At 56.0% G+C, this 14,775-nt stretch carries 14 protein-coding genes; 6 read left to right on the plus strand and 8 right to left on the minus strand.

Going from position 1 to position 14,775, the window contains the following annotated elements; genetic code table 11:
• Positions 1–18: 18 nt before the first annotated feature.
• The 5 genes from NH461_RS19765 (at position 19) to NH461_RS19785 (ending at position 4,785) form a co-directional block, all read left to right on the plus strand.
• A complete protein-coding gene (locus tag NH461_RS19765; RefSeq protein ID WP_261604307.1) occupies positions 19–828 on the plus strand; it encodes a putative hydro-lyase in 810 nt (269 codons plus the stop codon).
• Positions 829–845: 17 nt separating this feature from the next.
• On the plus strand, positions 846–1,697 hold the full coding sequence (locus NH461_RS19770; protein ID WP_261604308.1) for a 5-oxoprolinase subunit PxpA: 852 nt from the start codon (positions 846–848) through the stop codon (positions 1,695–1,697).
• Positions 1,697–2,473 carry a 5-oxoprolinase subunit PxpB gene (gene pxpB / locus NH461_RS19775; protein WP_261604309.1) on the plus strand — a complete coding sequence of 259 codons (777 nt, stop codon included), beginning with the start codon at positions 1,697–1,699 and terminating at the stop codon, positions 2,471–2,473. The genes NH461_RS19770 and pxpB overlap by 1 nt, the downstream gene beginning before the upstream one ends.
• Positions 2,470–3,441, plus strand: coding sequence for a biotin-dependent carboxyltransferase family protein (locus NH461_RS19780; protein ID WP_261604310.1), 972 nt, complete (start codon positions 2,470–2,472; stop codon positions 3,439–3,441). Before pxpB ends, NH461_RS19780 begins: the two co-directional genes overlap by 4 nt.
• Positions 3,442–3,546: 105 nt before the next feature.
• Positions 3,547–4,785: an NRAMP family divalent metal transporter gene (locus NH461_RS19785; RefSeq protein ID WP_261604311.1), complete on the plus strand. Its 1,239-nt coding sequence runs from the start codon at positions 3,547–3,549 to the stop codon at positions 4,783–4,785.
• 122 nt (positions 4,786–4,907) lie between these two features.
• Here NH461_RS19785 and NH461_RS19790 read toward each other — a convergent pair whose 3' ends face one another.
• The 7 genes from NH461_RS19790 to NH461_RS19820 form a co-directional block, all read right to left on the minus strand.
• Positions 4,908–5,849, minus strand: a complete 942-nt coding sequence (locus tag NH461_RS19790) for a DMT family transporter (RefSeq protein ID WP_261604312.1) — start codon at positions 5,847–5,849, stop codon at positions 4,908–4,910.
• Positions 5,850–6,073: 224 nt separating this feature from the next.
• Positions 6,074–6,538 (minus strand): RidA family protein, encoded by a 465-nt coding sequence (locus NH461_RS19795; protein WP_261604313.1) that lies wholly within the window; start codon positions 6,536–6,538, stop codon positions 6,074–6,076.
• Positions 6,539–6,715: 177 nt separating this feature from the next.
• Entirely contained in the window at positions 6,716–8,122 is a 1,407-nt protein-coding gene (locus NH461_RS19800; protein WP_261604314.1) for an aspartate aminotransferase family protein, read from the minus strand.
• A 338-nt stretch (positions 8,123–8,460) separates the two neighbouring features.
• On the minus strand, positions 8,461–8,940 hold the full coding sequence (locus NH461_RS19805; protein WP_261604315.1) for an Lrp/AsnC family transcriptional regulator: 480 nt from the start codon (positions 8,938–8,940) through the stop codon (positions 8,461–8,463).
• Between the two features lie 29 nt (positions 8,941–8,969).
• Positions 8,970–9,971 carry a N(2)-acetyl-L-2,4-diaminobutanoate deacetylase DoeB gene (gene doeB / locus NH461_RS19810; RefSeq protein WP_261604316.1) on the minus strand — a complete coding sequence of 334 codons (1,002 nt, stop codon included), beginning with the start codon at positions 9,969–9,971 and terminating at the stop codon, positions 8,970–8,972.
• Positions 9,972–10,030: 59 nt separating this feature from the next.
• Positions 10,031–11,218, minus strand: a complete 1,188-nt coding sequence (gene doeA, locus NH461_RS19815) for an ectoine hydrolase DoeA (protein WP_261604317.1) — start codon at positions 11,216–11,218, stop codon at positions 10,031–10,033.
• Between the two features lie 392 nt (positions 11,219–11,610).
• Entirely contained in the window at positions 11,611–12,186 is a 576-nt protein-coding gene (locus NH461_RS19820) for a nucleotidyltransferase family protein (RefSeq protein ID WP_261604318.1), read from the minus strand.
• Positions 12,187–12,302: 116 nt separating this feature from the next.
• Between NH461_RS19820 and NH461_RS19825 the strand changes: the two genes are divergently transcribed.
• Positions 12,303–13,976, plus strand: coding sequence for an asparagine synthase-related protein (locus NH461_RS19825; protein WP_261604319.1), 1,674 nt, complete (start codon positions 12,303–12,305; stop codon positions 13,974–13,976).
• A gap of 88 nt (positions 13,977–14,064) precedes the next feature.
• Here NH461_RS19825 and NH461_RS19830 read toward each other — a convergent pair whose 3' ends face one another.
• Entirely contained in the window at positions 14,065–14,472 is a 408-nt protein-coding gene (locus NH461_RS19830) for a GFA family protein (protein WP_261604320.1), read from the minus strand.
• Positions 14,473–14,775 lie beyond the last annotated feature (303 nt).

The following is a 14,775-nucleotide window of genomic DNA, read 5'->3' on the forward strand; positions in this document are numbered from 1 at the left end:
CAACCAAGGAGCGGTACGATGGACACGTCCGGATTACAACAATCTCTGGCCTCACTTTCCCGGCAGGCGCTGCGAGAGCAGATCCGAACCAATGCTTATACCGGCTCGACCAGCGGTTTGGCACCAGGCTATCTGCAAGCCAACCTGGTGATGCTGCCTGCAGACTGGGCCAATGACTTCTTGCTGTTCTGCCAGAAAAACCCGGTCGCCTGCCCCTTGATTGGCGTCACCGAGCCTGGTCAACCGTTTCTGGATGACATTGGCGCCGCCATTGATATCAGCCGCGACGTCCCGGAATATCACATTTTCCACGACGGGCAGTTGACGGCCAAAGTGCCGGATCTCGAAGCGTACTGGCGGGATGACCTGGTGATTTTCGTACTGGGCTGCTCCTTTTCATTTGAAGAAGCCCTGATCCAGTCCGGGTTGACCGTGCGAAATATTGAGCAGCAGCGCAATGTCTCGATGTACGACACCCAAATCGCCTGCCAGCCCGCCGGTCGGTTTCACGGCAACATGGTGGTTTCCATGCGCCCGTTTACCCCCAAAGACGCGATCCGCGCCATTCAGATCACCAGCCGCTATCCGAAAGCCCATGGCGCCCCCGTTCATTTCGGTGATCCGGCCGCGATTGGCATTCAGGACATTGACACCCCGGATTACGGTGAGGCCGTCGACATTCATACCGGCGAAGTGCCGGTGTTCTGGGCCTGCGGCGTTACGCCACAGAACGTGCTGCGCCAGAGCAAGCCGCCAATCTGCATCACCCATGCGCCGGGAAAAATGCTGATCACCGACTTGCTTAACAACGCCTTGGCTGTGCTGTAAATCAGGGAGAGAAAGAGATGAAAATCAACTGTGATATGGGCGAAAGCTTCGGCATCTGGAACATGGGCAATGATGCGCAGGTGATGCCGTATCTGAACATGGCCAATATTGCCTGTGGTATGCACGCATCCGACCCCACCGTGATGCTTAATACCGTCCGGCTGGCCAAACAGTATCAAGTGACGATCGGTGCCCACCCCGGTTACGCCGACCTGCAAGGCTTTGGCCGCCGCCCGCTCAACCTGGGCCAGGAAGAACTGGCTGCACTCTTTACTTATCAAATCGGCGCGTTAGTCGCGATTTGCCAGAGTGAGTCAATGCCACTCAGCTATGTCAAACCCCATGGCGCCCTGTACAACACCATGATGAAAGATGATCAGGTGTTCACCACCCTGCTGGCTGCCCTGCACCGCTATGATGCCAGCCTACCTCTGGTGGTGATGGCGGTGCCCAATCATGACCATTATCAGGCGATGGCCGATGAATACGGCATCGAGCTCTGGTTTGAAGCCTTTGTCGATCGCGCCTACGGCAGCGACGGTCGCTTAATGCCCCGTTCCGAGCCCGGCTCCAGTTATCATGAACTGGCACAAATCCGCCGTCAGGCAGCCCAGCTGATCGAGCACGGCAGCGTGACCACACTGGCAGGAGAGGTGATCCCAGTACGTGCGGACACCTTGTGCATTCACGGCGATGGCCCGCAAGCCTTGCCAACCGCCCAGCTGTTGCAACATCTACTGCAACAACATCTACTGCAACAACAGCAACTACAACAACCTCGGCAGCAACAGCCGCAGCAATTCCAGTGCGAACAAGGTCGCGATGCCTCCACGACCTCTCCGGCCCGACAAGACTGCGGAGGCCGCTGATGACCATCACCCCAGTGAACGAAAATACGGTCATGGTCTATCTGGCCGACCAAACCTCACCGGAAACGGCCGATCAGATTGCTGCCCTGCTGCCGATCCTGCGCACGCAGTTGGGCAACTACCTGATCGATATAGTGCCGTCATATACTTCCATTCTGATCAGCTTTGATCTGATGGCCATCGGGCTTCGTGACTTCACCCAGCAACTCAAACGCCTGCTGAGTGAGGCCGAGCAACAGCAACACCAGCACAGCCCGAGCCCGTTGATCGAGCTGCCGGTGTATTACGGACGGGAAGTGGCGCTGGATGCGGATGAACTTTGTCGCCATACCGGGCTGGATTTCGAGCAAATTATCGAGATTCATGCCAGTACCCTGTACCGCGTCTATGCCATTGGCTTTGCACCGGGATTTGCCTATCTGGGCAATACCGATCCCCGGCTCCACATTGCACGCAAACAGACACCACGGGCAAAAGTGCCGGCAGGTAGCCTGGCCCTGGCCGATCAACAAACCGCCATCTATCCCAAAGCCTCGCCAGGCGGCTGGCAGATCATCGGCCGCACCCCGGTTGACCTGATTGATTACCAGCGAGAAAACCTGACTCTGTTTGAAATGGGCGCCCAGGTGCGCTTCACCCCAATCTCCCGCGCCCGGTTTCTGGCGCTGGGCGGGGTGATCACGGCGGAAGAGGCAACGCTTGCTGCTAGTCGCACCCAAGCTGACACCAGCTCCGGCGACATGCGCCGCGAACATCGCATTCGGGAGGTCGCATGAGTTTAACCGTATTCACCCCGGGGCCCCTGAGCCTGCTTCAGGATCTGGGCCGCCACGGCCATCAGCATATCGGGGTCAGCCCCGGCGGTCCGATGGATGAACATGCATTTCTGTGGGCCAATCGCCTGCTGGATAACCCGATCCATGCTGCCCAGATTGAAATCGCCATGGGACAGTTCAGCTGTCAGTTTCACGCCGCGACCACTATCGCCCTGACCGGCGCGGACATGGCGGCAAAACTCAATCAGCAACCCATCTCGCCCTGGCAAAGCGTCAGTGTACGGGCTGGCGATCAACTAAGCCTACGCGGCAGTCAGCACGGGATCCGCGCCTATCTGGCCGTCAAAGGTGGTTTTGTGGTTACGCCGGTGCTCAACAGCTGCGCAACCGTCATGCGCGACAACCTCGGCGGCCCGGATACCCAAGGCCGCAAGTTAACCGCGCAAGATTGCCTGCGCTACAACGCCACGCCCGCGCAGCCCTTGCGCCGGGTGCCGCGCCAGTTCATCCCGGAGTACGGCCGGGACGTGACGCTTGAGGTGATCCCCGGCTATCAATATGCGCAGTTTGCCCCCGAGCAGCGCCAACGGTTTTTTAGCCATACCTACACCGTCACGCCACAAATCGATCGCATGGGCTACCGCCTGGCCGGCGAAGCGATCATCTGCCAGACCACCAGCCTGATCTCCGAAGGCATCGCACTGGGCGCAATTCAGATCCCGGCCGATGGCCAGCCCATCATTCTGATGCGCGACCGCCAGACCATCGGCGGCTATCCCAAAATCGGCTGTCTCACCGCCAGCAGCCTGAGCAAACTGGCGCAATGTCAGCCCGGCGCACAAATTCGCTTTGTCGAAAAAGACCTCTATCAGGCGGAAGCCGAGCGGATGATCGAACACCACTTTTTCCACAGCTATGTCGGGAAAAAGCGGGCAGCAGCAATGCTCAATCAGGCTTTGACGACGTAAGCCTGCGAGCGTGGGCAGCAAAAAATGCCCGGCGCTCAATACATCACAACAGACAATAACAAACAGCCCAATGGACAAGGGCCTATTTTTTACAGGAGTATCCACATGGCATCTGAAAAAATCATCCTCCCATCGCGTAATGCCGAAGCATCGGCGTCCCCCCGCGGCGGGTTTAACTGGTCGCTGATCATGGGCGCGGCCTTTCTAATGGCCACCTCGGCGGTCGGACCGGGTTTTCTGACCCAGACCACCGTCTTCACCCAGACACTGGGCGCGAGCTTTGCTTTCGTGATCCTGGTGTCGATCCTGCTCGACATCGGTGCACAGCTGAATATCTGGCGGGTGATTGTCGTCTCCAAAAAACGCGCACAGGACATTGCCAATGAACTGCTGCCGGGATTGGGCTACGCCATTGCCGGGGCTGTCGCACTCGGTGGGCTGGCGTTTAATATCGGGAATATCGGCGGGGCCGGGATGGGGATGAACGTCCTGTTCCCGTCCCTGTCACCGATTGCCGGGGCCGGGATCAGTGCTGTGATTGCGGTGACGATTTTCCTGCTCAAAGATGCCGGGAAAATCATGGACCGCTTCACCGTGCTGATGGGCGGCGCCTTGATTGCGATGACCCTTTATGTGCTGTTCTCCACGGAACCGCCGGTCGCGCAGGCGATGTACCGCTCAGTCTGGCCGGAACATATTGATGTGATTGCGATTGTGACCCTGGTCGGCGGCACTGTCGGCGGCTATATCACCTTTGCCGGAGCCCACCGTTTGGTGGATGCGGGCGTGACCGGACAGGAAGCCCTGCCGCAGGTCAACCGCGGTTCTATCTCTGCCATCAGTCTGGCCTCTCTGGTGCGCATCATCCTGTTCCTTGCCGCACTCGGCGTGATCAGCCAGGGCGTCACGCTCGATCCAACTAACCCACCGGCTTCGATGTTCCAGCACGCCGCTGGCAATGTCGGCTATAAGATCTTCGGACTAGTACTGTGGGCGGCGGCCATTACTTCAGTGATCGGTGCGGCTTATACCTCAGTTTCTTTCCTGAAAACGCTCCACCCGCTGATTGAAAAACACGCTCGTGGATTCATCATCGGGTTTATTGTCGCCTCAACGCTGATCTTCTGTTTCATCGGCAAGCCGGTTGCCCTGCTGATCATCGCCGGAGCACTGAACGGGTTTATCCTGCCGGTGACTCTGGGCACCATGCTGGTGGCCGCCAAGAAAAAAGCGATTATCGGGACCTATCAACACCCGGGCTGGATGTCATTGATTGGCTGGGGGATCACAGTGATGATGGCGATGATGAGCCTCTACACCCTGTATAACATGCTGCTGAAATAACCCTTCCGCAGGAACAAAACAAAACAAGAGCCAGCAACAAAACAAAAGCCAGTGACCGGTCAATGAGTCGCTGGCTTTTTTGTTCAATGCCGACTTCTTTCCTGAGCTTTCCTGCACCGCTCTTAACCAGCCGCAGACTCTCCGGTTGTCGGCACCCCACGCGGCGTCGACCTCGCTTTGTTCTTGCCACTTGGCGGTTTGTTCAGCATCAACGCTGCAACAATCACCACCAGGGCCAGCCAGGTCGTTGGCGCAACGGCTTCATGGTTGAACACCGCGCCAATGACCACTCCGATCGCCGGCACCAGATAATTGGTCATGGAAGTAAACACCGGCCCGGTTCGCTGCAAAAGCGCCATGTAGAGGAAGTAAACAACCCCGGCACACATCACACCGAGATAAATGACCGAGGCCAAGGCGCGGTTCGAATGACCGCCGGCCTCAAGTGGTGACACGACAAAAGCCAACAGCACCAACTGGACACTGGCCATGGTTAATACATTCCGGGCGACAATCAGCGGATGCTCTCCTTTCACTCGGTTGAGCAACAAAAGTGCCACGGCAAAACTGGCGGCTGCGCCCATCACGGCCAGTCCTCGGACAGGCTCCACAGCGCCCATGCCGCTCGATAGCGCCGGCCAGAACAGCAGCACCAGGCCACCGAACCCCAGCAGCACACTCATCAGGCCAGACCGGGTAATGCTGGCACCGCTGATCAACAGCGGCGCGCAAAGCAGCGCAAAGAACGGGATTGTCCCCATCAGCACCGCGACGACGGCACTATCGAGCTGTTGCTGCCCCCAGGGAACCAATACAAACGGAATCGTTGCTTCCAGCAAGCCTATCAGGGCGAATAATCCCCATTGACTGTGGCTCCGACTGTGGCTCCGGCTGCGCAATTTCAGCATCCGACACAGTACAACCAGCGTCAGCGCCCCAATCACGGAACGGCTCACGCCGACCCAAAGCGGTGAGATTTCCGCGACCGCGACATCCTGAAACACGAACTGAGAGCCCCAGATCAGTCCAATCATTGCCAACAACAGATAATTCTTATAAGTCATGAGTCGTTCCATGCATCCAATCCTTCAACGCCCCGGATGATCAGGGCCTTCATTCTCGGTTTTATACCAATCAGAGTAAGTAAGTGATCAGAAATAGCGCAGGAAAAATGTTTGAGAACAAGGCAGAATTTCTTGATAAGTAGTTATTCTACAATCAAAAATTATAACGCGGTTATCGAGCATTTTAACCAGCTAGGATGACCAGTTATTTACTGCGATTGGTATTATTCAGCCAATGATTCGGACATGACAGTTTCGCGATCGTGGGCTTTGAACGCGATGGCATCCACTTCAATCTGCATCCCTTTCAGGGCCAGTGCCGGGACCGGGATCAAAGTGCTGGCCGGCAGATGCGCCGGATCCCAGGTGCGGCTGACGGCGTCGCTCCAGATTGCCAGTTTGTCCGCGTTGTGATCGACAATCAGCACGGTAATTTTGACGATATCTTCGAACTGCAATCCATACTCGGCCAACGCAATGCCGAGGTTCTTGAGGGTAAATTCAACCTGGCGGCTGAAATCATGACTCAGGGTATGATCGAGATCTTCACCGCCACTCTGACCGGAGATAAATACCAGCTCGCCCGAGCTGGGAGCGGAAACGCTGTGGCAGAAACCAAAGGGAGTCGGGTTAAACAACGCGGTAGGGTTATGGTGCTTGAGGGCATGTTGAGCATTTGTATTTTTCATGGGTCTTCCTTCTGATGCTGAGTATTGATGCTTATTGATGAATACGACGTAGCATAAAACCTCAGGTTAACCTGAGGTCAAGAAGAAAGATTCAGTCTTTTTTACCGACGTTGATGACCCGAACCTGAGCTCGTCAGGCGCCCAAGGACCGGGTCAGATCAGGCGATCAAATCGACACTACCGGGGTTGCCATTGCTTGCTGGTCACCAGTTGATCCACCACCTGATTCACTGCCCGAATTGTTTTCGCCACGATCTGATCGACATCGGCGCGAGTCGCGATCAGCGGCGGGGCAAAACCCAGAATATCACCATGCGGCATCGCCCGGGCGATCAACCCTTGCTCAAGGCAGGCCGCCGCCACTTGGGGGCCGACTTTCAGGTTGGGATCAAAATGACCCCGCTGCTGCCGATCAGACGAGAACTCCAGCGCATGCAGCATGCCGATCCCGCGACTTTCTCCGACCAGCGGATGCTCGCTAAACGCCGCATTCATTTGCTGTTGCAGATACGCCCCGACATCGCGGGCATTGTCGATCAAATTTTCCCGAGCAATGATATCCAGATTGCACAACGCCGCAGCCGCACCGAGTGGGTGGCCGGAATAGGTATACCCATGACCGAAGGCACCCCAGGTATCGGTCCCCGCTTCCAGGGTTTGCCATACTTTTTCCCCGACCATCACCCCGGATAGCGGCTGGTAGGCAGACGTCAGTCCTTTCGCGACGGTGATCAAATCCGGTTTCATGTCATATAAAATCGAGCCGAATGCCGCGCCGAGACGGCCAAAACCACACACCACTTCATCGGCAATCAACAAGACATCATATTTATCCAGCACCTGACGGATCGCCTGCCAGTACCCTTCCGGTGGCGGGACTATGCCCCCGGTGCCCAGCACCGGCTCGGCAATCATGGCGGCAACGGTCTCCGGACCCTCGGCCAGGATCTGCGCCTCCAGTTGATCGGCACAGAACCGGGAAAACTCAAGCTCCGTCATGCTCTCGTCATCACGGCGGTAGTAATACGGCGCGACGGTGTGCTTGATGCGATCCAGCGGTAAATCAAAGTGAGCGTGAAACAGAGGCAGCCCGGTCATCGAGCCCGACGCAATGCTGGAGCCGTGGTAGCCACGCTCCCTGGCAATGACTTTCTTCTTCTCCGGCCGCCCGAGCACATTATTGTAATACCACACCAGCTTGAGCTGGGTTTCATTAGCATCACTGCCCGACATGCCGTAATAGACCTTGCTCATCCCGTTCGGCGCCATGGCCAGCAATCGCTCAGACAGGTTCACCACCGCCTCGTTGGTATGGCCGACGTAGGTGTGATAATAGGCCAGCTGTTTCGCCTGCTCATAAATCGCCTCAGCCATCTCGGTACGCCCATAGCCGATATTGACGCAATAGAGGCCGGCAAAGCCGTCAATCAGTTCCCGGTCTTCCGAGTCCTGAATACGGATCCCGTGGCCGCCGGTCACCACCCGACCCGGCACTTGCCCGGCGGCATACTGCTTCAGGTGGGTTGAGGCGTGAAACACACATTGACGGTCCAGCGCCAGTAAGGTTTGCGTTTGTTTATTCATCGGTCTTCCCCTCTCAGTGGTGGCCATCTCAGCATGGCCTCAATCCACAGCGCTGCGTGACATTCACGAGCCAATGATGGCACCCCGACTTTGCGACGTTCATCAGATCTCCCAAGCACACGTCCAGGCCCCTCCTTTCAGCCTAAGCAAATTTTCCGTCGACTTTTTCTGAAGCCCCGCACACCATTTTGGTGATTTTTCTGGAAGGAAGGCGATTGTTTGGCTTTTTTCCCGTGGGCCGCTCCTTAGCCGAAGTGGGCATGACGCGTCGTCAAATCGTTTGCACAACGTTTCAAAAGCAATGCGTTGCGAAGCTGGCAAGCTTCTGGGGCGGCGACTCAGCGCAGCAGGTGTGGCGAGAGGTTCAGCACCGGCTCATCGCGCTTGATGGTCTTGGTTACAATGTAGGTAAAGTAGCGCTCAATGCCGAGATCAGCATCAAGCCAGCGATCGATCAGGCGCTGGTACTGATCAATATCTTCGGTTTGCACTTTGAGGATATAGTCCACCCCGCCGCCGGTGGCATAACATTCGGTGACGGCAGTGCACTCGGCAATATAAGATTCAAAACGGCGGAACGCTTCGGCATGGTGCTGTTTCAGGGCAATCTCCACCAGCACGGCGGTACATTTAACCAGCAGCTCCCGGTTAATCCGGGCGCCGTATCCCTCAATGATCCCGGCGGCTTCGAGCTTTTTCACCCGCTCCCAGCACGGGCTGACGGACAAGTTGATGGCATCGGCCAGATGCGATTTGGTGATCCGGCCGTTGTGCTGCAATATCTGCAAAATTTTCACATCATAGCGATCAAGTCGCATGGTTTTCCTCCCTGGATGTTTATCACCCGCTACTCAGACAGCACCCGGGCAATTACGGCAATCGTATCTCCCATATTGACCAGCGCCGGATGACGGCGGGCAGCCAGCATGCCATCGCGCTGCGCCCGGTAGATGTGAGGCGGCTCCCCCGTCCGTTCCATTGAGTAGATGCCGGCAATCACATCGCCTTCGCGGACAGCTGCGCCCAGCGGCACCTCAAACGCGGCGATCCCATGATGCTCACTTTGCAGATAGCAACTGGCATCAGCCATGTCCAACTCCCGGGTGGGTTGGGCTGGCAGCTCAACCTCATCACGCAAAATACCGGCCACCCGGAGAAAATTGCGGATCCCGCGATCGGCACAAGCAATCGACGCCGGTGTGCTGCTCCCGCCGCCGCCCAGCTCCGTGGTGACAAACACCTTTCCCTGCGACTCAACGGCAGTGTCATAGAGTCCGGCAGGATCCATCTCCACCATCCGCATGGTATAGGGCGCACCGAACAATCTCGCCGCCTGCCAGCAGGCCGCCTCCTGCTCCGGATCACCCAGACGATGCGCCGCAGCAAACGGGATGATATCCAGAGTCTTGCCACCGGAGTGAATATCCAACGCATATTGGCACCGTGGCACCAGATAACGATTGAAATAATCAGCAATTTTTTCCGTCACGCTGCCGGTCGGATCACCCGGAAATGCCCGGTTTAAATTGCCCCGATCTATTGGCGAGGTTCGCGAGCCATTCTCCACCGCCGGGTGATTCATCATCGGCACGATCATCACCCGTCCGGTGATCATCTCCGACCTGAGCTGATGCGAGAGCTTGAGCAAGCTGGTGATCCCTTCATATTCATCACCATGGTTCCCGCCGGTCAGCAGCGCCGTCGGACCGTCACCATTTTTCACCACAGTGATCGGGATCATCACCGCGCCCCAGGCGGAACCATCATGGGAATAGGGCAACTTCAAAAACCCGTGCTGTACACCGTCCAGATCAAAATCCACGCTGGCGCTCATCGATGTCGGTTGCATGGCCCATCCTTATTTAATACCCATTGAAAGTCCGGAATGCGTGATTCCCGGCCACAGGCTTAATGTTTGACGAATAGATGACGCGGAAAGTCGCAGAGTGTTTTGGCCCCAAACCGGGTGATCACAATACTCTCGGTGGTCTCCAGTCCCCAGTCTTCAAACCACAAGCCGGGCATGAAATGAAAGGTCATCCCTTCCTGCAACACCGTGTTGTCGGTGGCCCGCAGGCTCATGGTTCGCTCTCCCCAATCCGGCGGGTAACTGAGCCCAATCGGATAGCCGCAACGGGCACCATTGCGGGAAAAACCGGCTTTATCCAGCACATCATTGAGCGCATTGGCAATGTCGGCGCAGGTATTGCCCGGCCGCGCGACTTCCAGTCCGGCCTCAATGCCACGGGTTAAGGCCTCATCCGCCCGCTTGAATTTATCCCCCGGCTCGCCGAGAAAAATGGTCCGCGACAGCGGGCAGTGATAGCGCCGGTGGGCACCGGCGATCTCGAAGAAAGTCCCTTCCCCTTTCTGGAACGGGCGATCATCCCAGGTGAGATGCGGCGCCGATGCATCCGCACCAGACGGCAACAGCGGCACAATCGCCGCGTAGTCGCCGTAATACCCGTCATGGCCAAGCACCGCATGGCGGTTCAGCTCCGCCACCAGGTGATGTTTGGGCAAGCCCGGTTCAATCATGTCGAACGCCACCCGGTGCATGTTTTCTACGATCCGGGCGGCGGTATACATATAAGTCAGCTCTTGATCCGATTTCACCGCCCGACACCAGTTCACCAGTCCGGTGGCATCAATCAGAGAAGCATTGGGCATATGGGTGGTCAGCGCTTCGTAAGCGGTGGCGCTGAAATAATAGTTGTCTTTCTCGACCCCAATCCGGCCCCGATCCCATAATTTCGGCGCCAACACGGCTTCGACCAGAAATTCCATCGGATGCAGCGGTAAGTTCATCACGTAATGATCCGGGTAGAAGGTGACATTTTCTTTCGCCATATACACGGTTCGGTACGCCCCGTTGGCATCCTGCACCCGGCCAAACCAGATCGGATCGCCGCTCGGCCCCACCACCACGCATTGGGGCACATAGAATGACCAACCATCATAGCCGGTGAGCCAGGACATATTCGACGGATCATGAATGATCAGAACATCCAGCTCCTGCGCTTCCATTGAAAATCTGACTTTGGCTAACCGGGATTGGTATTCTTCCAAAGAAAACGACATTGCAACGCCTCTCATCGCCCGTCTCCTTCATCTGTTTTCAGCCTGATTGACTTTCAGGGACGTTGTGGTCATCACGACCATCCGAATCAAATTATTATTGTATGAAATTCATCATCAGGGCTCTGGTCGTATGGGCGACCTCAAGGCAGCGTCTGATAACTGCTGTCACGAATCAGCAATGCATGGATGTACGCCTGAATTTCGGCGTACCTCTTTACTGAAACATGAGTTCTTGTTGAGCGTAAACAGCTCTTGTTAAATGTAGATGACTCTTGTTAAACGTAGCTGGCTCACGCGGGATTTATCAAGCGCATTTTGCAGAAGGGACAAAATCAAGAAAAGCTGACAGGCGCTTGGCTTAGGCAAGATCTCACTTGGTATCGAACACTTCAGCTCGACCGGCTTGCTCACTTGACGACCGTCAGCTTCGGCCACTGCCGAAGCCAGTGCTTGGATTGCAACCGGTCTTCAAAAACACTGCCAGACCGTTTGGGATTGTGCGTCACTTGCAGTTGAAATAAAGATTCCAGGCCAAACGCGGCAATACATGCATAGCGCTGCGGGGCGATTTGCCGGATGGCGACCGCCGTTTCTTTTTCCACCCAGAAAGACATCGCATCCAGCACGCTCTGGTAGGGGCGGTCCCCATTGCGCACATGCATCCGGGCCTGATTCCGGACCTGCCAGTTCAGTTGCGGCAATTGCGCCTTCAACTGGGATTCGTATCTCTCGCTAGTCTGCGGATCGGCTTCTGCCGGGTCAAAGTAGATCACGTCGACATCATTGAGCGGGGTCGTTTCAGCGTAATGATGCAACCTGTCCCAGACCAGGTTCCGGACAAATCCCGCGGCAATATAACCTTGGGGTAAGTTCAGCTGGCTGACGCACGCCAGCGCCTGCTGGCGCAGTGGATCCTGAGACACCCAATCGAAAATCTGCTGTTGTGCGTTCGTGGCGGTGGCCATCGCTTGTCGCTTCGTCATCCATCGCTTCCCTTCTCTGAGCTCGAACCCGAAGCATAGCATGGTCGACACCTGAATCAGACTGGCACGAACCTCGCAAGTCCCTCAGGAACCCATATCGACAACGGAGTGTGGTGATGGCTATCCTTGCAGGTTATATCTCATTGACCAAACAACCCGACCCCGAGATGATTCGGCAACTGTCACGGGTCTTTGCCGAGTATCCCACCGAACAATTGCAACGCTTTGCTTGCCCGCAGGGCGTGTTACTGCAGTATGACTTTGATGCTTACCATCAGCCCGCCTGGTTGCAGAATGAAACGCAATTTGCGACGCTGATTGGCCATCCGCTACTCACTCACGACCGCCAAGCTGATTTGGTCACCCTCGCCAACGCTGCAGCCAACCGTCCGCAAGTGCTGCATTCGTGCGAAGGGGTGTTTTGTCTGGCGCACTTTGATCGGCTGCAGCCCAAATTAACCGTCGCGACCGATCCTTTGGGCTTGCGCCCCTTTTACTGGATGCCCTATCAAAGCGGCTACCTGTTCAGCTCCCGGCTTAGCCTGTTCAAACAGCTAAACCTGCCGCTGACCACCAATACCGACGCGCTGTGTGAACTGGCAACCCTGGGCTATACCCTGCTCGACCATACCCCTTATACGGAAGTTCGCTGCGCGTATCCGGGCGAAATCATCACCATTTCTGCCGAGGGATTTCATACCGAGCGCTATTTTGACTGGACGGCGTTAGCCAACCGAACCGTGCCGTTTGAGGAGGCGTTGTGTGGGGTTGATCAAGCCTTTCAACAGGTTTTCGCCAAAACCACCCAAGGCTCTGAGAGAGCACTCACCACGTTATCCGGCGGGCTGGACTCCCGGCTCATTGCCTGTGAAATGTTGCGCCGAAAAATGCCGTTCAAAGCGTTTAACTTTTCCCAACAGCAAAGCCAGGATCTCGACTGTGCCCAAATCTTCGCCGAGCAGAACCAAATCGATCTGGAAGTGATTCAAGTCCGGGATACGCAGGCCCACTCCGTCGAGCAGAAAATCGGCCACTACTGGCGACGTCTGGCCCATCCGGACTACGACAGCGTCACCCGGCCACAACTGGCCTGGTCCGGCAACGGCGGAAGCGTCGGCATGGGCCTGATCTACTTCAGCGATAAAGTCTATCGGGCCGCCAAAACTCAGAATTTGGAGACGCTGATCCACGCCTATCTGGAGCAGCAGTTTGCCTATCTGCCACAATCTGTGGTCAACCATGCCCGACACCTGCAGAACCGGCTGATCGACAACCTCAAACAAGCCTTCGCCCCCCTGCGCACGCTCCCGCTGGAGAAAGCCTACCAGTTGTTTCTGTTCCTCAACGATCAGCATCACCACCTGTCCCTGCCCGCCGAGCACATCGCCGAGTATCAGATGGAGTTCTTCCATCCGTTTTATTCATGGAAAGTGTTGCAATATCCACTGTCCCAGCCGGTGGAAAAAGTTCGAAAACACGCGTTCTATCATGCCTGGCTCAAGCAGTCCTATCCGAATGCCCTGAAATCGCCATGGCAGGCCTATCCGGGTCATCTGCCTTGCCCTATCGCGCTGGAAAACAATGCTTCATCACAATCACAGTGGCAGTTCAAGCGTCGTCAACTGGTGCCGTTGAGCGACATATTGTCCAGTTGGCTGACCGTGATCCGATTCAGCCGCCATAATCTGATCAAGAAAGCGCCCTTTACCCTGCTCTGCCTGATGCATCTACTGGGCGTTAAAAATGCACTGACCCAGCTCAATACAGCGAAGCAGTTTACTCAGTGGTAGGTTACACCGGGTGGTAAAACGCCCCTGACCTTAAAAAGCAAGCCCGCAAGATGTGCGGGCTTTTGCTTGTTCAATCTCAGTCGGCAGACTAGGTTAGGCGCCCCTCGCCAAACTTCGGCAGCGGATCCTGAAGCTCACACCAGTTGGCTTTATAATTGGTGTAAATATGAGCATCAACCTGAACCGGAATGTCATCATCAAACGTGGCGATGGCCAGTTCGATGTCAGCCGCAGAAGCACCTTTGACCCGAAATCCAAGACTTGAGCCGCACACCCGACAGAAGGTACGTACGGTCCCGTTGGGCGCGGTAAAGTCTTGCAGCGATTGTGTCCCGGCAAGCCACTTCAGTCCGGACACACCAACCAGCGTCCCAAAAGCAGCACCATGAAATTTTCGGCACATACTGCAGTGACAATGGACCGCTTTCGGGCTGAATCCATCCACCACAAACCGAACCGCCCCGCACAAACAACTTCCTTTGTAATTCTGACTCACCAAACTCTCCTTATGATTCCTGAGACCCGATCCGTTTCGATTCTAAGTCATCGTCCCGGCGCTGACCATTCACCTAAGCGGTCAAGCCAACCCAGACGATCACCTCATCGAGACGATTATCCAATAAAGATACCCCCGATGGCAGTCGCCTGCTGGGATAAAAAAGCGGTTATAAGTGAATGACTTTATGGCAAAAGTCTCATTTCATGAATTGCGCTCATGCGCAGAAGGCATTAGTCTAAAGTATTCACTCAGTGGTCAATTGAGTCATTGAACCAAGATGTTCAGGGAAAGAACATCCGC

It is taken from the genome of Photobacterium sp. TY1-4 (assembly GCF_025398175.1).
In the GTDB taxonomy this organism is placed as follows: Bacteria; Pseudomonadota; Gammaproteobacteria; order Enterobacterales; family Vibrionaceae; genus Photobacterium.